Source organism: Plantibacter sp. lyk4-40-MEA-4 (assembly GCF_030209415.1).
Taxonomy (GTDB): Bacteria; Actinomycetota; Actinomycetes; order Actinomycetales; family Microbacteriaceae; genus Plantibacter; species Plantibacter flavus_A.
Genome location: NZ_JARVSA010000003.1, coordinates 366,836 through 386,618, shown reverse-complemented (window position 1 = coordinate 386,618; position 19,783 = coordinate 366,836). Strand labels below are relative to the sequence as shown.

General features: G+C 69.5%; 20 protein-coding genes. 10 read left to right on the top strand and 10 right to left on the bottom strand.

All coding sequences use genetic code 11. From position 1 onward, the window contains the following. Position 1 precedes the first annotated feature (1 nt). The 4 genes from QRN44_RS07070 to QRN44_RS07055 all read right to left on the bottom strand — a co-directional run bounded on the left by QRN44_RS07070 (position 2) and on the right by QRN44_RS07055 (position 4,570). Positions 2 to 1,915: an FAD-binding monooxygenase gene (locus QRN44_RS07070; protein ID WP_285038692.1), complete on the bottom strand. Its 1,914-nt coding sequence runs from the start codon at positions 1,913 to 1,915 to the stop codon at positions 2 to 4. 133 nt (positions 1,916 to 2,048) lie between these two features. Beyond that, positions 2,049 to 2,582 (bottom strand): hypothetical protein, encoded by a 534-nt coding sequence (locus tag QRN44_RS07065; protein WP_285038691.1) that lies wholly within the window; start codon positions 2,580 to 2,582, stop codon positions 2,049 to 2,051. Position 2,583: 1 nt separating this feature from the next. Next, a complete protein-coding gene (locus QRN44_RS07060; protein ID WP_285038690.1) occupies positions 2,584 to 3,513 on the bottom strand; it encodes a pentapeptide repeat-containing protein in 930 nt (309 codons plus the stop codon). Between the two features lie 172 nt (positions 3,514 to 3,685). Further along, positions 3,686 to 4,570 (bottom strand): hypothetical protein, encoded by an 885-nt coding sequence (locus tag QRN44_RS07055; protein WP_285038689.1) that lies wholly within the window; start codon positions 4,568 to 4,570, stop codon positions 3,686 to 3,688. A 109-nt stretch (positions 4,571 to 4,679) separates the two neighbouring features. Between QRN44_RS07055 and QRN44_RS07050 the strand changes: the two genes are divergently transcribed. The 3 genes from QRN44_RS07050 (at position 4,680) to QRN44_RS07040 (ending at position 6,590) form a co-directional block, all read left to right on the top strand. Beyond that, positions 4,680 to 5,312, top strand: a complete 633-nt coding sequence (locus QRN44_RS07050) for a Type 1 glutamine amidotransferase-like domain-containing protein (protein WP_285038688.1) — start codon at positions 4,680 to 4,682, stop codon at positions 5,310 to 5,312. Positions 5,313 to 5,385: 73 nt separating this feature from the next. Next, entirely contained in the window at positions 5,386 to 6,051 is a 666-nt protein-coding gene (locus QRN44_RS07045) for a type II toxin-antitoxin system RelE/ParE family toxin (protein ID WP_199687225.1), read from the top strand. 32 nt (positions 6,052 to 6,083) lie between these two features. Next, a complete protein-coding gene (locus QRN44_RS07040) occupies positions 6,084 to 6,590 on the top strand; it encodes a nucleoside/nucleotide kinase family protein (RefSeq protein ID WP_285038687.1) in 507 nt (168 codons plus the stop codon). A gap of 13 nt (positions 6,591 to 6,603) precedes the next feature. Here the strand turns inward: QRN44_RS07040 and QRN44_RS07035 are convergent, their stop codons facing one another. After that, the gene (locus QRN44_RS07035) at positions 6,604 to 7,416 is read right to left on the bottom strand and encodes an isocitrate lyase/PEP mutase family protein (RefSeq protein ID WP_285038686.1); all 813 of its coding nucleotides are present in this window, start codon (positions 7,414 to 7,416) and stop codon (positions 6,604 to 6,606) included. A 99-nt stretch (positions 7,417 to 7,515) separates the two neighbouring features. On the opposite strand from QRN44_RS07035, the gene QRN44_RS07030 reads away from it, so the two are divergent. After that, positions 7,516 to 7,932 (top strand): hypothetical protein, encoded by a 417-nt coding sequence (locus tag QRN44_RS07030; protein WP_285038685.1) that lies wholly within the window; start codon positions 7,516 to 7,518, stop codon positions 7,930 to 7,932. A 21-nt stretch (positions 7,933 to 7,953) separates the two neighbouring features. Here QRN44_RS07030 and QRN44_RS07025 read toward each other — a convergent pair whose 3' ends face one another. Continuing rightward, positions 7,954 to 8,799 carry a helix-turn-helix transcriptional regulator gene (locus QRN44_RS07025; protein ID WP_285038684.1) on the bottom strand — a complete coding sequence of 282 codons (846 nt, stop codon included), beginning with the start codon at positions 8,797 to 8,799 and terminating at the stop codon, positions 7,954 to 7,956. 100 nt (positions 8,800 to 8,899) lie between these two features. On the opposite strand from QRN44_RS07025, the gene QRN44_RS07020 reads away from it, so the two are divergent. Continuing rightward, entirely contained in the window at positions 8,900 to 9,655 is a 756-nt protein-coding gene (locus tag QRN44_RS07020) for an SDR family oxidoreductase (RefSeq protein ID WP_121293181.1), read from the top strand. A 60-nt stretch (positions 9,656 to 9,715) separates the two neighbouring features. Here the strand turns inward: QRN44_RS07020 and QRN44_RS07015 are convergent, their stop codons facing one another. Next, positions 9,716 to 12,154 carry a glycoside hydrolase family 2 TIM barrel-domain containing protein gene (locus QRN44_RS07015; protein ID WP_285038683.1) on the bottom strand — a complete coding sequence of 813 codons (2,439 nt, stop codon included), beginning with the start codon at positions 12,152 to 12,154 and terminating at the stop codon, positions 9,716 to 9,718. Between the two features lie 167 nt (positions 12,155 to 12,321). Between QRN44_RS07015 and QRN44_RS07010 the strand changes: the two genes are divergently transcribed. Beyond that, complete coding sequence (locus QRN44_RS07010) at positions 12,322 to 13,380, top strand: LacI family DNA-binding transcriptional regulator (protein ID WP_285038682.1); 1,059 nt, start codon at positions 12,322 to 12,324, stop codon at positions 13,378 to 13,380. On the opposite strand, the gene QRN44_RS07005 is transcribed toward QRN44_RS07010, so the two are convergent. Further along, positions 13,381 to 14,271, bottom strand: a complete 891-nt coding sequence (locus QRN44_RS07005) for an NAD-dependent epimerase/dehydratase family protein (RefSeq protein ID WP_285038681.1) — start codon at positions 14,269 to 14,271, stop codon at positions 13,381 to 13,383. It lies immediately after the preceding gene. A gap of 65 nt (positions 14,272 to 14,336) precedes the next feature. Here QRN44_RS07005 and QRN44_RS07000 point away from each other — a divergent pair, with 65 nt between their 5' ends. Continuing rightward, positions 14,337 to 14,648 (top strand): metalloregulator ArsR/SmtB family transcription factor, encoded by a 312-nt coding sequence (locus QRN44_RS07000; RefSeq protein ID WP_064295846.1) that lies wholly within the window; start codon positions 14,337 to 14,339, stop codon positions 14,646 to 14,648. A gap of 72 nt (positions 14,649 to 14,720) precedes the next feature. Here the strand turns inward: QRN44_RS07000 and QRN44_RS06995 are convergent, their stop codons facing one another. Further along, complete coding sequence (locus tag QRN44_RS06995) at positions 14,721 to 15,617, bottom strand: alpha/beta hydrolase fold domain-containing protein (protein ID WP_285038680.1); 897 nt, start codon at positions 15,615 to 15,617, stop codon at positions 14,721 to 14,723. A gap of 199 nt (positions 15,618 to 15,816) precedes the next feature. On the opposite strand from QRN44_RS06995, the gene QRN44_RS06990 reads away from it, so the two are divergent. Next, positions 15,817 to 16,311 (top strand): GNAT family N-acetyltransferase, encoded by a 495-nt coding sequence (locus QRN44_RS06990; protein WP_064295848.1) that lies wholly within the window; start codon positions 15,817 to 15,819, stop codon positions 16,309 to 16,311. A 24-nt stretch (positions 16,312 to 16,335) separates the two neighbouring features. Here QRN44_RS06990 and QRN44_RS06985 read toward each other — a convergent pair whose 3' ends face one another. After that, entirely contained in the window at positions 16,336 to 17,229 is an 894-nt protein-coding gene (locus tag QRN44_RS06985; RefSeq protein ID WP_285038679.1) for a DUF808 domain-containing protein, read from the bottom strand. 218 nt (positions 17,230 to 17,447) lie between these two features. Between QRN44_RS06985 and QRN44_RS06980 the strand changes: the two genes are divergently transcribed. Continuing rightward, positions 17,448 to 18,620 (top strand): hypothetical protein, encoded by a 1,173-nt coding sequence (locus QRN44_RS06980; protein ID WP_285038678.1) that lies wholly within the window; start codon positions 17,448 to 17,450, stop codon positions 18,618 to 18,620. Positions 18,621 to 18,829: 209 nt separating this feature from the next. Next, positions 18,830 to 19,774 (top strand): alpha/beta fold hydrolase, encoded by a 945-nt coding sequence (locus tag QRN44_RS06975; protein WP_285038677.1) that lies wholly within the window; start codon positions 18,830 to 18,832, stop codon positions 19,772 to 19,774. Positions 19,775 to 19,783: the final 9 nt, after the last annotated feature.

Sequence of the window (19,783 nt, the reverse complement as noted above, 5' to 3'; positions counted from 1 at the left end):
ATCATTTGACGGAGCTGTGAGCGGTCATCGTCGTCTGCCGTCCCATCACGCCGTCGAAGAACGCCGCGAGCTCCGCGGTGGCCGTGAGCGGGAGCACATGGGCGACGTACTGGTCCGGCCGCACGACGACGACGGCACCCGCTCGGTCGACGCCGCGCTCGGCGAAGATGTCGACGTCGGGATGGCGGGCGTAGACCTTCTCGTAGTCGACGAGGTCGAAGGGGCCGACGCGCGGCAGGAACACCGGCGGAACGGCGCCGAGGTCGATGTCGGTGTGGCGCTGCTGGTAGACGATCTTCACGTCGAACCAGTCGTCGGCCCGCACGCCGTCGGGCACCGCGCGGAGCGGTGACTCTGGTGCGTCCTGCAGCCAGGCGGCGAGCTCCGCCGATCGGCCCGACGCTGGCGAAGCGGCATCCGCGAAGACGTAGATCCGCCAGCGTCCGTCGGCCGTCGCGTGGTGTCCGAGGTGGATGTGGTTGGCGTCCGCGACACGTGAGGTGAGGGCGGACTTGAACCGCTTGCCGATCGGGAAGCCGCCCGCGAGGTGCTGGTGGGTCGCCTCGCCGACGATCGCCGACGGGCTGTACTCCGTCATGAAGCCGGCCGGGAACTCCGCCGTCCGCACGTAGAAGTCTGCGAGCTCGGAGGGGTCGGCGAACTCCTCCGGCCGCTTGGCCATGAGGCTCGACCACTCGCGGTCGAAGTCGATGAGCTCCCGGGCGACGACCTGACGCTCGGCCGAGTACGTCGCCAACAGGCTCTCGGGGCTCCGACCCTCGAGCACGTGGCCGAGCTTCCACGCCAGGTTGAAGCCGTCCTGCATCGACACGTTCATCCCCTGCCCGGCTTTCGCGCTGTGGGTGTGGCAGGCGTCGCCGGTGATGAAGACACGCGGCGTGCGCGAGCCGAGTTCGTCGATCGGGACGTCGTCGAAGCGGTCCGTCAGGCGATGGCCGACCTCGTAGACGCTGTGCCAGGCGACATGCTTCACGTCGAGCCGGTAGGGACTCAGGATCGTGTTCGCGTGGTCGATGATCTGCTCGATCGAGGTCGACCGCACGGCTTCGCTTCCGCCGGACGGCACCTCGCCGAGATCGACGTACATGCGGAAGAGGTGTCCACCCTCGCGGGGGATGAGCAGGATGCTGCCGCCGGAACCCGACTGGATGGCGCACTTCGTGCGGATGTCGGGGAAGTCGGTGACGGCGAGGGCGTCCATGACGCCCCACGCGTGGTTCGCCTGGTCACCGGCCAAGGTGCACCCGATCGCCTGGCGGACGGCACTCCGGGCGCCGTCGGCTCCGATGACGTACTTCGTGCGGACGGTCCTGGTCGCGCCGGAGGACTCGTCGCTCGTGTCCAGCAGCGTGACCGCGACGGGGTGCTCCGCATCGACGTCGATCTCGAGTCCCTGGAACGCCCACCCGTAGTCGGGGCGCATCCGGGTCGGGGCGTTCGCCATGTACTCGGCGAAGTAGTCGAGCACGCGGGCCTGGTTCACGATGAGGTGCGGGTACTCGCTGACGCCGGTGGTGTCGTCGAGTGGTCGGGCGCCGCGGACGATCCGACCCGGGTCCTCGGCGTCGGGCTGCCAGAACGCCATCTCGGTGATGCGATAGGCCTCGGCGGTGATGCGCTCGGCGAAGCCGAAGGCGTCGAAGGTCTCGACACTGCGGGCCTGGATGCCGTCCGCCTGGCCGATGGCGAGGCGTCCCGGTCGGCGCTCGACGATACGGGTGGTGATGGTCGGGAAGCGGGACAGCTGGGCGGCCGCGATCATGCCCGCCGGCCCGCTGCCGACGATGAGGACGTCCATCTCGTCCGGGAGCTCGTCGGGTCGATCGACCCCGACGCCCGCTGCAGGCAGCACCCGCGGATCACCGGAGACATAGCCGTGGTGGTGGAACTGCATCGATTCCTCACTTCATCGTCAAGAATTCGATAATGGAACAGGCTGTTCGCTTATCGCACGGCAGACACTACCCTGCACCGGCGCACGGTGGAAGACCGTTCGCCGGTGCAGGTGCAGCTCGAGTCGCGGAAGCTCAGTCCTTCGTCGTCCAGGTGCCGAGGTCCTTGACCTCGATGACCGTGGGCAGGGCGTCCTTGTCGCCGAGGAAGGCTTGGCAGGCGACGAGCGGGGCGTCGGGGGACACCCCCGCCGTCGCATTACCGTCCGGGGTGCAGTCGAACTGGCCCACGACCTGGATCGGCTGGTAGGCGCCCTTGCCGCTGAGCTTCCATTCGTCCGTCGTCGGCACCGGGAGGGCGGATCGGTCGGCGTCCTTGATGTCGCCGTCCGTCAGCGTGACCGAATAGGTGACGAAGTACGGAGTCTTCCCCCCATCCGATGGGCTCGACTGAACACCCATGTCGGCGAGGTCGCTGAGCTTCCCCTCCCGGACGTCGTCGATGGCGAACGACATCTCGACGCCCGTCCCGACCTCGACCGCCACGCCCGTGCCGAGAGCCAGGGCGTCGTCGGGTGCCTGCTGCGGACTCGAGCACCCGGTGAGGGCGATCCCGGCGGTCGCTGCGACGAGGGCGGTCAGGGCGATGGTGCGGCGCATGCGGATCATGTCATCGACGGTATCGGGGATGGGTGCTCGAGGCCCACGGGGACAACTCCCCATCCGTCGGGGAGGCGGACAAGGGCCCAGTCCAGTGACCCGGTCGGTCGAGGGCGGTCGGTACGAGCGTCGCCTCGTCACCTCGGGCCGCGTTGAGCTGCATCTGGGTGAGGAACAGGGCGTCCGAGAGGTCGGCCCCGTCGAGTCGTGCACCGCGGAGATCGGCACCGAGCAGGTCCACGCCTGCCAGGTCCGCTCCGCGGAGGTCTGCGCCGATCAGGACCGCACCGCGCAGGTCGGCTCCGCACAGCCGCCGAGTGCGCAGGTCGCGACCAGCCAGGTCTGCCGAGGGATGGAGGTCGTCGTCCGGCGCGGTGTCGGCGCCGGCCAGGTACCCGCCCCGCGCCTCCTCGCTGACGTCGATCAGCAGGTGCCGGACCTCGGCGCGGAGGGAATCGACGTCGCAGGCGAGCACCTCGGAGGTCCCACCGTCGAGCGTCCGCTGGATCCCGGTACGGAGCCGGCTGATGTGCGCCATCAGGTCTGACGCGGTCGTCCGCTCGGCGGCTCCGACGAGGTACCAGCGCATCTCCTGCAGCTGGCGCACCACGGAGAACGTGGCGAACATCTCGGCGCTCGTGTCGGGGCGTTCCCGCCAACTCGTGCCGCCGAAGAGCTCCTGCGAGACGAGCTGGCCCGCGCCGAAGCAGTCGAAGACGGTGCACCCGCGGAATCCTCTCGGACGCAGGGATTCGTGGATGGTGCAGGAGAAGTCGTCCGCCAGATTGAGGCAGGGCGTTCCCACTGGTTTGTCGATCGGGAAGTCGGTCGATCGTTGGAACCCGAAGGCGGTGCAGCAGAGCGCGAAGCAGTCAGCGCAGTTCGCGCGAAGCGCCGAGCGGCCGTCGGAGGAGGTGGAAGAAGCGTCGATGGACGTCATGCGTGGGTGTTCTTTCCGGAGTGGTTTCGAGTGGGGGCCGGGGTACAGGGGAACTCCGCAGGGAGCTCCCGTTCCGGGCGCACGAAATCACCGCCCCTCGCGGGAGGAGCGAACGGGTGTCGCTGAAAGGCCTCTGGGTCACAGAGCGGAAGAACGGTTCACTGCGTTCAGGCTACCCCGCCCGGTTGTGCACGTGCCAGGCTGCGACGCAGTCCTGCATCGGCAGGCCGACGGCGAGGTAGACGGTGCGATCGTGCGCGGACCGGGCGATCCGCTCACCCCGGAGCACCAGGCTGATCGGCGTGGTCGGTCGCTGCAGGATCGGCTCGACGAGGGCTGGGTCGTCGGCGTAGCGGGTCGCACCCGCCAGCGTCTCCTCGGGAAGCTCGCGTTTGCCGGGTTCGTCCATGCCGAGCACCGTGATGTGCTCGCAGGCCGCGAGCGCCGCGGCTTCGGCGACCGGCCGGCGTCCCCAGGTCGCGGTCATCGCCGAGGTCGCCGTCGTCAACGCCTGCTCGACCGTCGCCGCGACCGTCGAGCCCTCGCCCAGCTCGGCCCGTAGCGACTCGGCTCGGGCGGCATCCGGGTCGTGGATCCGGAATCCGACCGAGGGGCGTCGACGCTGCAAGGCTCGCGCGAAGGTCGCCCCTTGGACGCCGGCTCCGATGATCGCCACCGGTCCCGGTGTCGCGGCTGCGGTCAGGTGGTCGTGGACGTACGCGGCACTGAGCGCGGTTCGTTGGGCCGTGAGCCAGCCACTGTCCATGATCGACAACAGGGCGCCGTCGGGCAGGTGGTGGAGCAGGATGGTCCCGTGCACGGCCTCGCGTGCGGTCGGGTTCTTCGCATGGACCTTCACCGTGTAGGCCGGGATGCCCTCGTGGCGACCGGGCACGAGGACCATGGCCGTGAGGTCGTCGTTGATCGGGACGCGGATGCGTTGCGGTGCACCCTCGCCCGTGTACGAGCGGAGTGCTGCACCGAGTTCCTCGGTGAGCTGCTCGACGTCCACGGCGGCGCGGACCAGTTCCCGGTCCAGGACCTGCGGTGATGTCATACGTCCACTCCAGCACAGCCAGGGGAGCCGGTCCAATCCCGCGCATTCGCGGTGATGGTGGTACAGGCCCGCGAGCGGCCGTGTCGGCGGTATCTTCTAGCGTGTCTCCGTGAAGATCCTCCTGCTGTCCCGCCAACCGGGCGCCATGGCGCCGTTCCTCGCCGAGTCGACCGATGCGGCGGGTCGTCGGCTGCGACTCGGGTACGTCGACGACGCACAGGTGGCGTTCGCCGAGGCTCCCTTCGTCCGCGCCGAGCGCGAGTCGGTGGAGTCCCTCGGCCACGAGGTCGTCCGGGTCACCGTCCGCGAGACCGCGCCTGCCGACCTCGACCGCACGCTGGCGGACCTGGACGCGGTCTACGTCGCGAGTGGAAGCACCTTCGCCCTGCTCGAGGCGTTGCGGATCTCCGGGAACGACACGGTGATCACCAGGCACGTGCGGGCGGGCCTGCCGTACATCGGTTCCAGCGCCGGATCGATCATCGCCGGACCGGACGCCACCCCAGCCTCGCTCCTGGACGACCCTGCCGACGGCCCGACACTCACCGGATTCGCCGGGCTCGCGCTGGTCGACCGAACGGTGATCCCGCACGCCGACGGCCAGTTGCCGCCGTACCCGCCGGAGCTCATCAGCCGGACGCTGGAGCAGTATGCCGACGACTACCCGCTGGTCCCGCTCCGCGACGATCAGGCCCTGCTGATCGACGGAGCGACGGCGACGGTGATCCCGTCGAGTCCGTGAGGGTATCGCGCGGCGTCGGATCGGGATGCTCGATCGGGTTGTCTTGAGAACTCAAGCATTCTAAAATGACGTGGTGGAGTACACCTGGGACATTCGACTTTGGCCCGATGTCGAGAAGCAGATCCTTGCTTTGGCCGAGCTCGATCCTGATCTCTGCGACCAGATCACCGCCCGTATCGACATGCTGTCCGAATATGGCCCGTCGCTGGGACGTCCCATCGTGGATCGGATCAAAGGCAGCACGATCCACAACATGAAGGAGCTTCGCGCGGATTCGGTTCGGATCCTCTTCGTGTTCGATCCGAAGAGTCGTGGGATTCTCTTGGTGATGGTGACAAGCGCGGCGACTGGAGAGGCTGGTATCCGCCGGCGATCAAGACCGCAGAACAGCGATTTCGTGAATGGCAGAAGGGTGATGACGATGAGTGAGAAGCCAGTGAGTTGGGGGAGCGCGCGCGCGAAGTTGGGCCGAGATCCGGAGCGCGTCGCAGCCGCTCGCCACGCCGCCGAGGCAGAAGTGCTCGCTTATCAACTGGTCACGCTGCGGAAGGAAGCAGATCTGACGCAGACGGAGCTCAGTAAGACGATGGGCGTATCGCAGCGTCGCGTGTCGGCCATCGAACACGGGCAGCTTGAGTCGTTCGAACTCGACACCATCAGGAAGTACGTCGCCGCGTTGGGCGGTCAGGTCCGGGTTGTCGCCGACTTCGGGGATCGCAGCGTCACCCTTGCGAGTTGACCTTCTCGCAGGCCTGTGATCGCATCGAGCAGATGAGTAAGCGTCCATTGGTGCTCTCGGGCGGTCCTGCGGTCGGGAAGTCGACCTGCGGCAGGCGCCTGGCCGACGAGCGTGAACGAGCGGCGTTCATCGATGCCGACGACGTTCGACAGCTGATCGTCGCCGGTGACGCGACGCTCTGGAGCGGTCCTGAGGGGCGAGCACAGCACCTGCTCGCGGTCCGGAACGCCGCGGCGCTCGCTCGCAATCTCGGTGACGCCGGCTTCGACGTGGTCATCGCAGATGTCGTGCCGGCCGACGCACTCGTGGCCTATCGTTCCGAGCTCCCCGACTGCCTCGTGGTCCAGCTCGCACTCCCGGTGGAAGAGGCGCGAGCACGTGCCGAGACGCGCCCCACGTATCTGACTGACGCCGAGTTCGAGCTGTTGCACGACCTGCTCGCGTCGCCGCCGGAGGTCGACGTCGTCCTGGACGTCTCCGGCTTCACGATCGACCGACAGCTCGACGCGATCCGCGGCGTGTGGTCGGTGTCCCGCTGACCCCGCCGGGGGTTCAGTCCCGGATGAGCTGGTTCAGTGCGGCCCAGCCGAGCGTGGGCGGTGATGCGGGAGCCGCGTCGGGCGTCTCGAGCATCGCCGTCGCCCACTGCTGCGCGAGGCTGTAGGCGGCTTCCGCGATCGACGAACCCGCGCTGATACGACTCGCTCCGGCTCTCGCGAGCTCGCTGATCGACCGTGTGCCCGGGCCGAAGGCGACGTTGAGCGGCAGGGTCGTCGCATCGGCGAGCCGCTCGATCGTGTCGGCTCGGAGGGCGCCGAGCACGAAGATCCCGCTCGCGCCGGCCCGTGCATACGCGGCGGCTCGCGTGACCGTCTCGTCGAACCAGCGGTCGCTTCCGATGTCGCCGAGTCGATGCGTGTCGACGCGGGCGTTGATGAAGAGCGGGACCCCCGCGTCGTCAGCGGCGGACCGCACTGCCGCGATCCGTCGTTCCTGTTCCTCGATCGGACGCAGCGAGTCCTCGAGGTTCACCCCGGAGACGCCCGCGTCGATGCAGGAGGCGATCGTGCTGGCGACCTCGTCCGGTGTCTCCCCGTAGCCGGCCTCGATGTCCGCGGTGACCGGGACGGACACCGATGATGCGATCCGTCGCACGGTATCGAGTGCGACGTCGCGGGTCAGCTCGTTCCCGTCGCGGTGCCCGAGTGACCAGGCGACCCCGGCACTCGTCGTCGCGATGGCGCGGGCGCCGGACGCCAGGACGGTGCGGGCGGAGGCGACGTCCCAGGCGTTCGGCAGGATCAGCGGGTCTCCGGGGACGTGCATCGCCTGCAGGGCCAGCGCGCGTTCGAGCGGTGTGGTCATCAGGCAAGTCCAGCACACCTTCCTTACCAAGCGCGGCGCGCCTGCCCGTATGGTTGACCCGACCGCAGGTGTCCAGCAGTCGTCCCCTAGGAGGTAGCCGTGCGTGTCTTCGGAGTCTTTGCCCTCGTGCTCGCCGCCATCGGCCTCGTCATCGCCTCGCTGATCGTGATCGGCAACCCGGATCTGGCCGCACCCGGTCCTCAGCTCCTGCCGTACCAGGCGTACGACTCGTGGCGCTTCGTCCTCGGCCTGCTGCTGTGGGGTGCGGGTGTCTGGCTCGCGGTCGGGATCCTCGCGGTGTCGCGTCAGCCGGGGCTCGCCTGGCTCGTGCTGCTGGCGTTCATCCCGCTGCTCGTGGTCGACCTGATCGGCGGCGGCCTGATGCCGAGCTTCGTCCTGGCGCTCCTAGCGGTCGTCGTCCTCGGGCTGGTCGTCCCGGTGATCGTCGGGGTCGTCGGCGTCGCGATCGGCGGGGCTGTCCGGCGTCGGAAGCTGCGGACAGCACCGACGGCCTGAACCGCTCGGCCGGCGCCTCCGCTACCGCGCACCCTCGAAGGTCTGGGTGCCGAGGACGGCGAGGAGCTTGAGCTTGCCTGCGGCCTCGGTGTGCGGTGCGGCCGTGAGGACGAGGAGCGCCTGCGACTGGTCCTCGGTGAACAGGGCCTGACAGTCCAGCTCGATGGGGCCGATCTCTGGGTGGATGAGCACCTTGTGGTCCTCGAAGCGCCGCCCGACCTCGTGCGTCGCCCACAGCCGCCGGAACTCCTCACTGTGCCCGGTGAGTGCCTCGACGACCTCGCCCGCCGGCGACTGCGCCCCCAGCGAGCCGTAGGCCGCACGCAGCGACGCGACCTGCGCTCGGCTCTGCCGGTCCCGGTCCTCGGCCGGGTATCGCTCGCGTTCCTCCTGGTGCAGGAACCAGCGGTAGATCGCGCTGCGTTCCAGACCCCGGTAGCGGCTCGCATCACCGAACAGCGCCCGGGCAGGATCGTTCTGCACGAGCGTCTCGCCGAGCGCCGACAGGATGAGCGCTGGTGCGTCGGTGAGCCGGTCGAGGACGCGCAGGAGTGCCGGCGCGACATAGTCGGTCGCTGCGAGACGGGTCGGAGCGTTGTGCCCGGCGATTCGGTACAGGTAGTCGCGTTCCTCGGCACTCAGCCGGAGGGCGCGGGCGAGTGAACCCAGCATCTGCGTGCTCGGCTGTGGACCCCGCTGCTGCTCGAGCCGCGCGTAGTAGTCGGTCGACATCGCTGCGAGCTGCGCGACCTCCTCGCGTCGGAGCCCCGCCGTCCGTCGCCGAGATCCGCTGCTCAGACCGACGTCCGCGGGCTGCAACGTCGACCGGTGTCGGAGGAGGAAGTCGGCGAGCGCTTGGCGATCCATCCCGCCAGTATCCGCCTCCGCAGCCAGGCGATCCAGGGATCGCGGATCCATGGATCGCCGGACCCTGGTGCGGCCGACGTCACCGACGGAGACTCGATGCATGCAGATCACCGGAAACACCGTCTTCATCCCCGGCGCGACGAGCGGCATCGGCCTCGCTCTCGCACGACGCCTCCACGCAGCCGGCAACACCGTCATCATCGGCGGGCGACGCACCGAACTCCTCGAGTCGATCGCAGCCGACGAGCCCGGCCTCCACACCGTGCGGATCGACACGGCCGACCCCGCGAGCATCGAAGCCGCGGCGAGGCAGGTCATCGCGGAGCACCCCGAGCTGAACGTGCTCATCACGATGGCCGGCGTCATGCGCGGGGAGGACTGGACCGGTTCCGACTTCGTCGCGACCGCTGAGGAGATCATCACGACGAACGTCCTCGGGCCCATCCGGCTCATCGGTGCGTTCATCGAGCAGCTCCGCAGTCGACCGGACGCGACGATCATGACCGTCTCGTCAGGGCTCGCCTTCACCCCGTTGCGGGTGACGCCGACCTACAACGCGAGCAAGGCGGCCATCCACATGCTGAGCGAGTCCATCCGCCTTCAGCTGGCGGATACGGGCGTCCGCGTCGTCGAGCTCGTCCCGCCGGCCGTCCGCACCTCGCTCATGCCCGGCCAGGAGGAGAGTGACTTCGCGATGCCCCTCGATGCGTTCGCCGACGAGGTCATGGGCCTCATCGAGTCGCAGCCCGACGCCACGGAGATCCAGGTCGAGAACGTCAAGTTCCTCCGCTACGCCGAGGTGCGCGGCGAGTACGACCAGACGGTCGCGATGCTCAACCGCCTCGACCCGCACTAGGCGGACTCATCCGCCCGGATCTGCACGATCTCCGCCCGATCCCGTGCAGATCCGGGCGACTCAGCGACCCGCCGCCTCCAGATCCAGGACGACGTCCGTTAGGTCGGCACTGCTCACCGTCACCGTGATGGCGCCGGCTCGGCTCGGCCGGACGATCGCCAGCGCCCGTCCGTCGAACGTGGTGCGCGTGGTCGCGTCGAAGCGCTCGGTCGTCTTCGGGGCACCGGTTCCGAAGCCCGCGAGCCGACCCGCGCCCGTGACGCTGACCGAGACCTCGCGGTCGGCGCCGGTCACCAGGACGCCGGCCGCGTCACGCAGCTCGATCGCGATGAAGGCGAGATCGGTGTCGTCGGCGCGGAGTGTCGTCCGGTCTGCGGTCGCCACGAGTCTGGTCGGGCCGGTGGCGGAGACGAGCGCAGTGCGGCCGACCTCCGCGCCCGAGCGGAACGCGACTGCCTCGAGCATGCCCGGCCGGTAGACGGTCTCGAGCTCGGCGAGCTTCGGCCGGCGTCCACCCACCGGGCCCCGCGCCACCTCGACACCGTCGAGCAGCAGGGCCACCTCGTCGGCGTCGGCGGCGACCTCGACCGTCACCGGCGCGCCCTCGAAACCGGGCCACGTCCACGAGTCGACCGAGTCGCTCCACGCCCACGGGGACTGCATCGTGATCGTCTGCCCGTGCCGTTCCGGTCGGAGCACCGCGATGGCCGGCTCGGACCGCAGACCGAAGACGATCTCCCGGTAGTACGACACCGGCCGCCGCCAGCCGGTGATGTCGAAGTCGCCGCACCACGCGGTGAGGTAGGGGAACTCGCGCTCGAGTGCGCCGTTCGCCTCGGGGTCCTCGGCGTAGGAGGTCGCACCGATACCGACCTCGCCGAGGTAGTCCCAGCCGGTCCAGGTGAAGTCGCCGATGACGTTCGGGTTCGCCTCGACGAGCGGCCAGAGCTCGCCGATCTGGGTCGGGAAGGTCTCCGAGCCGACGATCACGCGGTGCGGGAACCGCTCGGCATCGCTCCCGTAGCGGCCGTCCGCGTAGTTGAGGCCGAGGACGTCGAGGGCTGCACTGGACTCCTCGGTGCGCGTCGTGACGGCGTCGGAGGAACCGATGAGGCTCATCATGTTCGCGCCCGCTTCGCCCATCAGCTCGTTCAATCCCTGGTCCGACGCCATGATGCCGTCCAGATCGTCGAGCACGGCCAGGGTCGCGTTCACGCCGTTCGTCACGAGTCGTGTCGGATCCAACGAGCGCACGTGCTCGGCGATTTCCCGCGCCTGGATCGCGCCGTGCGGGGTGCCGACCTCGACGATCTCGTTGCCGATCGAGTACATGATCACGCTCGGATGGTTCATGTCCTTCGCCACCATCGACTCCAGATCGGCCCGCCACCACTGCGCGAAGTCGAGGGAGTAGTCGTTGTCCGTCTTGCCCCGACCCCACATGTCGAAGGCCTCGTCCATGACGAGCATGCCGATGCGGTCGCAGGCGTCGAGCATGGCGGGCGACGCCGGGTTATGGGCCGCGCGGATCGCGTTGAAGCCGGCGTCCTTGAGGAGCTGGACACGCCGTTCCTCGGCGCGCGCGATCGATGCTGCACCGAGCGGACCGTTGTCGCTGTGGATACAGGCGCCGCGGAGGAGCACCGGCTCGCCGTTGATGCGGAGACCTTTCCGCGGGTCGACCGTGACCGTGCGGATGCCGTGGACCGTGCGGACGACGGCCGCCTCGTCGGCGGGCCGGTCGTCGACCTCGAGCGATGTCCGCGCCGAGTACAGCGCCGGTGAGTCGACGCTCCACAGGGCCGGGTCCGGCACGTACAGCCGCTGGCGGATGAGCGCGCTACCGCCTGACGCGACGGTGACCGGCGTGCGCTCGCCCTCGACCACGCTCCCGTCGGGGCCGGCCAGTTCCGTCGCGACGACGCGCGCACTCCTGATGAGACCCCGGTTGACGACGGTCGTCGCCACCTCGAGCACCGCCTGGTCGTCCTCGATCCGGATCGTCGTGATGCGGACGCCGTCGGGCTCGACGTGCGTGGGTTCGTCGACATGGAGGAGGACCGGGCGGTGGAGGCCGGCGCCCGCGTACCAGCGGGAGTCCTGTCCTGCGCGGGTCTCGATGCGCAGCGTGTTCGTCTCGCCGAAGCGGAGGAACGGGGTGAGCTCGACGAAGAAGCGCGCGAAACCGTCGGCACGGTTGCCGGCGAACTCGTCGTTGAGATACACCATCGCGTGTCGGAACGCGCCCTGGACCTCGAGCCGGACGATGCGACCGGACCACTCGGCGGGGACCTCGAAGGTCTTGACCTGGCTGAAGGCGCCGGCGGGGAAGTAGGCGGCCCCTCCCTTGGCGGGTACGTCCGGCGAGCGCTCGGCGTCGCGCAGGGCGTCGTGCGGGAGGGTCACGGCTCGCGAGTCGTCCGCGCCGCCCTGGACGGCGGCGAACGGGCCTCGGGGTGCGCGGACGATCCAGTCGCCGGTGAACGGGATGGTGGTCATGACGTGCTCCAGTGCAGATCGGGATGACGAAAGTCTTTCGGCGTCGCGCGCCGTGATCCCGACGTTAAGTGAGGCCGAGTGGCATCGTCAACGCGTCGACTCGAAACAGTTTCGCTAGGCTGGGCGCGACCGACGGCTGCCCGCTGCGGGACGAGGGAGGGGACTCCATGGCACGAACGCCGATGACGGGTCCGACGCTGGCATCGATCGCGGAGCGCGCCGGAGTCTCGATCGCGACCGTCTCGAAGGTGATCAACGGTCGGTCGGGCATGTCCGAGGCGACCCGTGCCCGGGTGGAGGTGGCCGTGCGCGAGCTCGGGTACCGCCCGACACCCCGGTCGATCCCCGGTGCTCCACGAAGCATCCACGTCGTGTTCGACACCCTGCACAGCGTCTACTCCCTCCGTGTGCTCGACGGCATGGTCGCCGCGGCACAGCGGTCGGACATCGACCTCGTGACGCGGGTGCTGTCGCCCGGTTCCGGATTCGGTTCCACGGATGCGACCGGAGACGAGGTGGCGCTCGACCGCGGCTTCGTCGACGGCGTCGCGGCGCGCGGTGCGATCGGCATGATCGTCGTCACGACCCGCATCGCCGCCGACGTCGTCGACGCGTGCCTCGACGCGGGCATCGCGCTCGTCGCGGTCGACTCGCCTGATCCGCTCGACCGCTCGGTCGCGAGTATCGGCTCGAGCCACGCCGCCGGCGGGCAGCAGGCGGTCGAGCACCTGCTCGATCTCGGCCACCGGCGGATCGCCTTCGTCGGAGGGAACCCGGCGAATCCGGGCCTGCGGGCGCGCGCCGTCGGGTACCGCGAAGCACTTCGCGGGGCCGGCATCCCGCTCGATCCGGACCTCGTCTCCGAGGAGGGGATGGGGACCGCCGGGGACGCCGTCGCGCGCATGCTGGCCAGCTCGGATCCGCCGACCGCCGTGTTCGCGTCCAACGACGCCGACGCCTTCGCGGTCGTGCGCACCGTCTTGCGGGCCGGACTTCGGGTGCCGGAGGACGTGAGTGTGGTCGGTTACGACGACACCTACTCGGCCATGCTGACCGTCCCGCTCCTCACCACGGTCCACACGTCCATGCACGACATCGGACGTGCAGCGGTCGACACCCTGCTCCGCCTGCATGCCGGGGAGAAGCCGTTCTCCCACCACCTCGAGCTCGCGACCACACTCATCGAACGCGAGTCGACGGGGCCGCGCCCGACAGCCGGCGCCTGATCAGGGGAACCTCCGCAGGTCGGACAGGGTGAACCGGCCAGCGGGGAGCGCGGCACGGATCCTGGACTCGTCGAAGCGGCGTGAGGGACGGAGGTCCGCAGGGAGTTCCGGTGCCGGTGGAGCCGCCTCGCTCACCCCTTCGGCCAGCATCTGCGCCTGCGCCTTCGCCACGAGCGGCGTCTTCATCAGGCGTTCCGTCGCTCGCGCGAGCAGGCGGATCGTCCAGACGGGTACCGGGACGTACAGCGGGCGGCGTCCGGCCACGTGCGCGATCCGGCGCACGGCCGCACCCAGCTCGAGTTCCTCGGCGCCCATGACCGCGACGGTCGGCTCCGGCACCCGGCCCTCGAGTGCTGCGACGAGGACGTCGACGGCGTCCGCGACCGGCACCGGACGCACGCGGCGTTCGCGGTAGCCGACGGTTGCGAACACCGGGAAGGTGCGGACGGCCTTGGTGACGTGATCGACCATGTGGTCGCCTGCGCCGTAGATCATGCCGAACTTGAGGACGGTGTGCGCGATGCCCGACCGCCGCACGACCTCCTCGGCAGCCCACTTCGTCTCGTGGTACCCGGAGCCGCAGTCGGGGCGCGCGCGGAGGAAGCTGACCAGCACGATGCGACCGACGCCGGCGCGACGGGCCGCGTCCACGACCGCCCGGGTGCCGTCGACGTGCACGCGCTGGAAGGTCTGATCACCGAGCTCGCGGTTGATCCCGGCGCAGTGCGCGACCGCGTCGCAGTCGGCGAACGCGGCGGTCAACGCCTCGACGTCGTCGATCTCCACGCCGGTGCGTCGGGAGACGACGACGATCTCGTGCCCGTCGTGCCGCAGCCGCTCGACGAGGTGCCGTCCGACGAACCCGGTCCCACCGGTGATGGCCACTCGCATGCTGTCTCCTTCGCTTGTTAGCAATATAGCGAAACTGTATATCGCAATTGTGCTAGATTGCAAACATGGCAGATACAGCGTCGGACATCTTCGCCGCGCTCGCTCACCCGACGCGGCGGCAGATCCTGCAGGACCTCAAAGACGGCGAGCTCGCCGCGGGGGAGATCGCCGCACGCTTCGACGCCACCGGCCCGACCATCTCCAGGCACCTGAGCGTCCTGCGCCAGGCCGGCCTCGTCTCGGAGCGCCGCGACGCGAACCGCATCCTCTACTCACTCGTCGGTGAGCGCCTCGCTCTATCGGTTGGCGACTTCCTGTCCACCGTGTGCCCGGAGCAGATGGTCCTGCGTGAGGTCCGAAAGCGCCGGACCGCGTAGCCTGGTCTCGATCCGGCCCTGAGTCGCCGAACGTGTTCGATTCCGCCGCGATCTCGAGCCGTTTCGGGCGACTCAGCGCAGCCCGCGCGTGACGCTGTGGACGATCGTCTGCGTGGCGGCCTGTCCGGCACGGGTCGGCAGCAGTGCCCAGACGTGGAACTGTCCGGCGCCCTCGTGGTAGTCGACCACGACGCCGGCCGCTTCGGCTCGTTCGACGAGCACCTCGGCATCGGGGTTGAGGACGTCGCGGGTCCCGCTCAAGACCGTGAGCGGTCCGAGCCCGGCGAGGTCGCCGAACAGCGGACTCACGGTCGGATCGGTGATGTCCAGATCGCCGCGCCAGTGCTCCGCGAACACGCGTCCGCCGGGCGTCGCCAGCCAGGGGTCACTCGGCTGCACGAGGGGGATCCGCGGGTTGCTCCAGGTGAGGTCGAGCGCCGGTGACAACAGGGTGGTCATCGGTAGGACGACGCCCTCGTCCCGGAGTCGGAGCGCAGCCGACAGTGCGATCTGACCGCCGGCCGAGTCGCCCGCGAGGACGGTCGGCCCGTGCCGCTCGATGCTGCGCCGGACCAGCTCGACGACGCCGGTCTGTGCCTCGGCCGCCGTGCCGTAGGGCACGAGCGGGTAGATCGGGAGTGTGACCACGGCGCCGGTCTCCGCGGCGATGGTGGCGGCCAGCGTCCAGTGCTGCGGTGCGATCTCGCCGACCCAGCCGCCGCCGTGCGCGTACACGACCCCGCCGATCGTCGGTCGCCGCGTGGGGGACACGGTGTACACCGGCCAGTCTCCGACACGTTCGACGTCGACCCGGACGTCGCTTCGGAGGGTGCCGGGTGGACCGTATGACGCCGGCCTGAGGGTGCGCTCCCGGATCCGGCGGCGCGCTCCGGCCTCGCTGACGAAGGCCCGGTTCGCCCGGATGAGTCGGAGGGCGGGGCCGACGACGACGCCTGGGATGGTGAGCACGGTGCCTCCGCGGTTGACGGGTTCTCTGGGGATCGCCACGCTAGCAGCGCAGGCTGGGCAGGAGTCCCCATCGCCGCTCTGCTCGGTGGCTGCGGGGTCGGATCGCCCTTGGTGGGGCCGGTGCGGATTTCGCGTGGGACACTGGCAGACGGCGTCGACGTGCCGATCGCGCCGCAGCAGCCCGTCCCGAAGGAACCGCATGCCCGAGCTGAACCCCGTCGTCATCGAGCGAGTCGCCTGGGACGACGAGCGGGCCGTGCGGCTCCGCGCCGCGATGGACGAGGAGATGGGTGCGCGGTACGCATCGGCCTGGGAGGACTGGGACCCCGAGGCCGCAGAGCGCGCGCAGACCGCGTTCACCGTCGATCCTGCCGACATCAGCGCCACCTTCCTGGCCCTCATCGACGGCGAGCCGGTCGGCCACGCCGCCCTACGCCGTCTGCACGGCGAATGGGAGCTCAAGCGCGTCGTCACCCTCCCGAACCACCGCGGCCGGGGCGTCTCGAAGCGCCTGATCGCAGCCGTCGAGGACACCGCTCGTGCCGAGGGGGCCTCCCGCCTCATCCTGCAGACCGGCGACCGCCAGCCCGAAGCTGTGCGGCTCTATGAGTGGCTCGGGTACGAACCCATCCCGATCTACTCGCCGTACGAGGTCATCCCGATGTCGCTCTGCTACGCCCGCCCGCTCCGCTGACGGTCGGCAGCGCGGCTGTCGTCGCTAGTGAGCAGCTTTCGCGGGCTGGTTCCGTGAGCGCAGGCGTGAGATCCCGGTCACGATCGCGACGACGATCAGGCCGAGGACGAGTCCGAACACGGCGGACATCGCGGTGTCGGCGATCCAGACGACGACCGGTCCTGCGGCCTCGATCGCGTGGGTGACGACGTGCAGGAGGTCGTACGGGCCGTGCCAGAGGGTCTCGGCGAGGTTCGCGATCACGAGGTGGCCGCCGACCCAGAGCATCGCGACCGTGCCGACGATGCTGATGACGCGGAAGACCCCGGGCATCGACGCGACGATCCGTGCACCGGTGCGGCGGACGCCGCGTGACGGGTTCTTCATGAGCCGGAGTCCGATGTCGTCGATCTTCACGAGCAGGGCGACCGCGCCGTAGACGACCGCCGTCATGACGAGGCCGATGACGAGGAGGGCCCCCAGCGTCATCCAGATGCCGAGCCCCGAGTCGAGGCTGGCGAGGGAGATGAGCATGATCTCCGTGCTGAGGATGAGATCGGTGCGGACGGCGCCGGAGACGAGCTTCTTCTCGTCGCGGACGTCCTCCTCCGCTTCCGCGTGGTGCATGCCGAACCACTCCATGACCTTCTCCGCACCCTCGAAGCAGAGGTACGTGCCTCCGATGATGAGGAGGAACGGCAGGACCCACGGGGCGAACGCCGTGAGCAGCAGGGCGATCGGGATGATGATGACGAACTTGTTGATGAGGCTGCCGCGGGCGATCCGCCACACGACCGGCAGCTCCCGGGCGGGGGTGAGGCCCTGCACGTACTGCGGGGTGACGGCCGCATCATCGATGACGACGCCGGCGGTCTTCGCACTCGCCTTGAGGGCTGCGCTGAGGATGTCATCGACAACGGCGAGCAGGCCGACCGACATGTGCTTCTCCTTGGCTCGGGGTCACACCGCTGCGGGCTCTGCGGGGACGGAGTCCACAGTAGTGCGGATCAAGGGGGTGGGGGTGGGGTGGCAACCTCTGCTCGAGCGTGCATCACAGGCGTTCCCAGACCGGCGCACTCCACAGGGTAGGGACCGCTCCCTTCCGCTCGGATCGTGCCCCGGTACTGTTGGCACTCACGACAGATTGGGGATTTCGAATGGTCGAGACCACACCGCGCCGCTCACGGTCGGCCGTGCTCGCGCTGACCTTGACGATCGGAACGCTCGTCGCGGCGGCGATCATCGGCGGGTACTTCATCATCGTCGGCGATCAGGCCGACATCGCCGGGCGGGTCTGGCTGACGCTGCTCCTGCTCGCGGCCTTCGTCGGTGCCGTGTCACTCGACGCCGCAGCAGGGCACGGGCCCAACAAGTGGTATCTCGCGGCGTCGACGTTGGTGAACATCTTCCTCGTCACCGTCGGCCTCCTGAAGCTGTGGAACGGGTGGCTCCAGCCGCCGAACACCTCCGACGGGTTCGTCTGGTCCACGCAGATCATGCTGTTCCTCGGCATCCTCATCATCGTGCGTCTGGCGCTCATCATCATCCAGGTGTACTTCCTCCACTTCGTCACCCGTGCCACGTCCACCGTGGTCAGAGCCACCGGCATCGTGACGATCGCGCTGATCATCGCCACGGTCCTCGTGCTCGTGCTGCCCATGGCGTTCCCCGAGGGCACTTGGGCGGACTGGTGGTGGCGCATCGCCGCGGCCACGACGCTCGCTGCGGCGATCTCCGCCGTGATCCCCGTCATCGTCCGGGCGTTCTCGCCGAAGCCGGAGGGCGAGCGGGTGACCTACGGGCAGCAGCCGTACCGCCCGGAGGTGTACCAGCAGGCCGCACCCGGCTACCCGGTTCAGAGCTATCCGGGGCAGCAGGGATACCAGGGCCAGCAGTTCTACCCGGGACAGCAGCCGCAGCAGTCGTATCAGGCCCAGCCGTACCCGCAGCCGCCGCGCCAGGGGCAGCAGCAGCCGTACGGCGGCCAGCCGAACCCCGGCCAGTACGGGCAGGGGCACCCCGGGCAGGGCTACCAGGGGCAGCCGTACCAGGGGCAGCCCGCACCGCAGCAGCCCACCCCGCCGCAGCCGGGCCAGCAGTGGCCCACGCCGTCCTGGCAGGGCTCCGCGCCCGGCCAGCCTGCTCCGGCACAGCCCGCGCCGCAACAGTGGGGCCCTCCGCAGTCGCAGGTTCCGTCGTCGCCGGTTCCGCCCGCGCCTCCGCAGCAGGACCAGGAGCGTCCGCAGGAGTCCCGCCCTCCGCAGGAGCCGAAGCGGCCGGCGGAGTCACAGCAGCCGGCGCAGCCGCAGAGCCCGCCGCCCGCCGAGTAGGCGAACCGACCACGAGCCGGCTGGAAGCCGACCGCTTCCAGCCGGCTCCGTCGTCGGTCGCATTCGGAGTCGGGTTCTGCTTGCGTACAACTGCGTAGCCACACCTGGCATGTCTTCGCCCAGCGGCGGATGTGGTGATGCGCTCGCCCCATGAGTATGGAATCGGCGCGGTGCGACCGCCCGCCGCTGGCTTCACACGACGGGTGACGATGCGCAAGCTCCTGAAGGTTCCACTGATCTCGATCGCCACGATCGCCGGCCTCGTCGCGGCGAGCCTCGCGACGACGAGCATCGTGAACGCCGTCGCGAGTTCGTCGGAAGCGGGCGAACTGCAGCCCTACGGGCAGTTGGTCGACGTCGACGGCAAGGACATGAACGTCGTCATCAGTGGATCCGGCGCCGAGACGATCGTCCTGCTGCCCGGGCAGGGCACCGCGGCTCCCGGCCTCGACTTCGAGCCGCTCGTCGACCAGCTCCGCGACCAGTACCGGGTGGTGGTCGTCGAGCCGTTCGGCTACGGCCTCAGCGATCAGACGGACGTGCCCCGGACCTCGGCCAACATCGCCGGCGAGGTGCACGCCGCCCTGCAGCACCTCGGCATCGACCGCTACGTCCTCGCAGGACACTCGATCGCCGGTGTCTACGCCCTCGAGTATCTGGAGCGGTTCCGCGCCGAGGTGACGGCGTTCATCGGGATCGATACGAGCGTCCCGACCCAGCCCGGAAGCGACGAGTCGACGCCGACGGACGGGGTCGAGGCGCTGCAGGCGCTCGGCATCCTCCGCCTGCTCACCGCCATCGCGCCCGACCCGTACGAGGGCCTCCCGTACGACGCCGACACGAAGCGCCAACTCGCGATCCTGACGAACCGCAATGCGATGTCGCCGACGCTGCTCGACGAGATCGCCCACACGCCCGGCAACTTCCAGGCGGCCCGATCCCAAGCGTTCCCGGCCGGCCTGCCGATCCTCATGTTCGTCGTCGGCGACGACCCGGAGCTCTCCGACTGGGTGCCCCTCCACGAGGAGCAGCTCGCCGGAGTCGAGCGGGGTGAGCTCGTCCGACTCGACGGCGGCCACTACCTGCACCACACCGAGGCGACGGTGATGGGCGAGGACATCGAGCGGTTCCTCGCCGACACGCCGGGAGACTGAATCCCCGGC

What these genes read in the sequence shown, in the direction of transcription:
- QRN44_RS06980 (WP_285038678.1), top strand. Translation starts at nt 17,448, where the DNA reads ATGGTCGAGACCACACCGCGCCGCTCACGGTCGGCCGTGCTCGCGCTG.
- QRN44_RS07060 (WP_285038690.1), bottom strand. Translation starts at nt 3,513, where the DNA reads ATGACGTCCATCGACGCTTCTTCCACCTCCTCCGACGGCCGCTCGGCG.
- QRN44_RS06975 (WP_285038677.1), top strand. Translation starts at nt 18,830, where the DNA reads ATGCGCAAGCTCCTGAAGGTTCCACTGATCTCGATCGCCACGATCGCC.
- QRN44_RS07035 (WP_285038686.1), bottom strand. Translation starts at nt 7,416, where the DNA reads ATGACCACACCGCTCGAACGCGCGCTGGCCCTGCAGGCGATGCACGTC.
- QRN44_RS07055 (WP_285038689.1), bottom strand. Translation starts at nt 4,570, where the DNA reads ATGACATCACCGCAGGTCCTGGACCGGGAACTGGTCCGCGCCGCCGTG.
- QRN44_RS07065 (WP_285038691.1), bottom strand. Translation starts at nt 2,582, where the DNA reads ATGATCCGCATGCGCCGCACCATCGCCCTGACCGCCCTCGTCGCAGCG.
- QRN44_RS07005 (WP_285038681.1), bottom strand. Translation starts at nt 14,271, where the DNA reads ATGCGAGTGGCCATCACCGGTGGGACCGGGTTCGTCGGACGGCACCTC.
- QRN44_RS07010 (WP_285038682.1), top strand. Translation starts at nt 12,322, where the DNA reads ATGGCACGAACGCCGATGACGGGTCCGACGCTGGCATCGATCGCGGAG.
- QRN44_RS07000 (WP_064295846.1), top strand. Translation starts at nt 14,337, where the DNA reads ATGGCAGATACAGCGTCGGACATCTTCGCCGCGCTCGCTCACCCGACG.
- QRN44_RS06990 (WP_064295848.1), top strand. Translation starts at nt 15,817, where the DNA reads ATGCCCGAGCTGAACCCCGTCGTCATCGAGCGAGTCGCCTGGGACGAC.
- QRN44_RS07015 (WP_285038683.1), bottom strand. Translation starts at nt 12,154, where the DNA reads ATGACCACCATCCCGTTCACCGGCGACTGGATCGTCCGCGCACCCCGA.
- QRN44_RS07040 (WP_285038687.1), top strand. Translation starts at nt 6,084, where the DNA reads ATGAGTAAGCGTCCATTGGTGCTCTCGGGCGGTCCTGCGGTCGGGAAG.
- QRN44_RS06985 (WP_285038679.1), bottom strand. Translation starts at nt 17,229, where the DNA reads ATGTCGGTCGGCCTGCTCGCCGTTGTCGATGACATCCTCAGCGCAGCC.
- QRN44_RS07070 (WP_285038692.1), bottom strand. Translation starts at nt 1,915, where the DNA reads ATGCAGTTCCACCACCACGGCTATGTCTCCGGTGATCCGCGGGTGCTG.
- QRN44_RS07020 (WP_121293181.1), top strand. Translation starts at nt 8,900, where the DNA reads ATGCAGATCACCGGAAACACCGTCTTCATCCCCGGCGCGACGAGCGGC.
- QRN44_RS07025 (WP_285038684.1), bottom strand. Translation starts at nt 8,799, where the DNA reads ATGGATCGCCAAGCGCTCGCCGACTTCCTCCTCCGACACCGGTCGACG.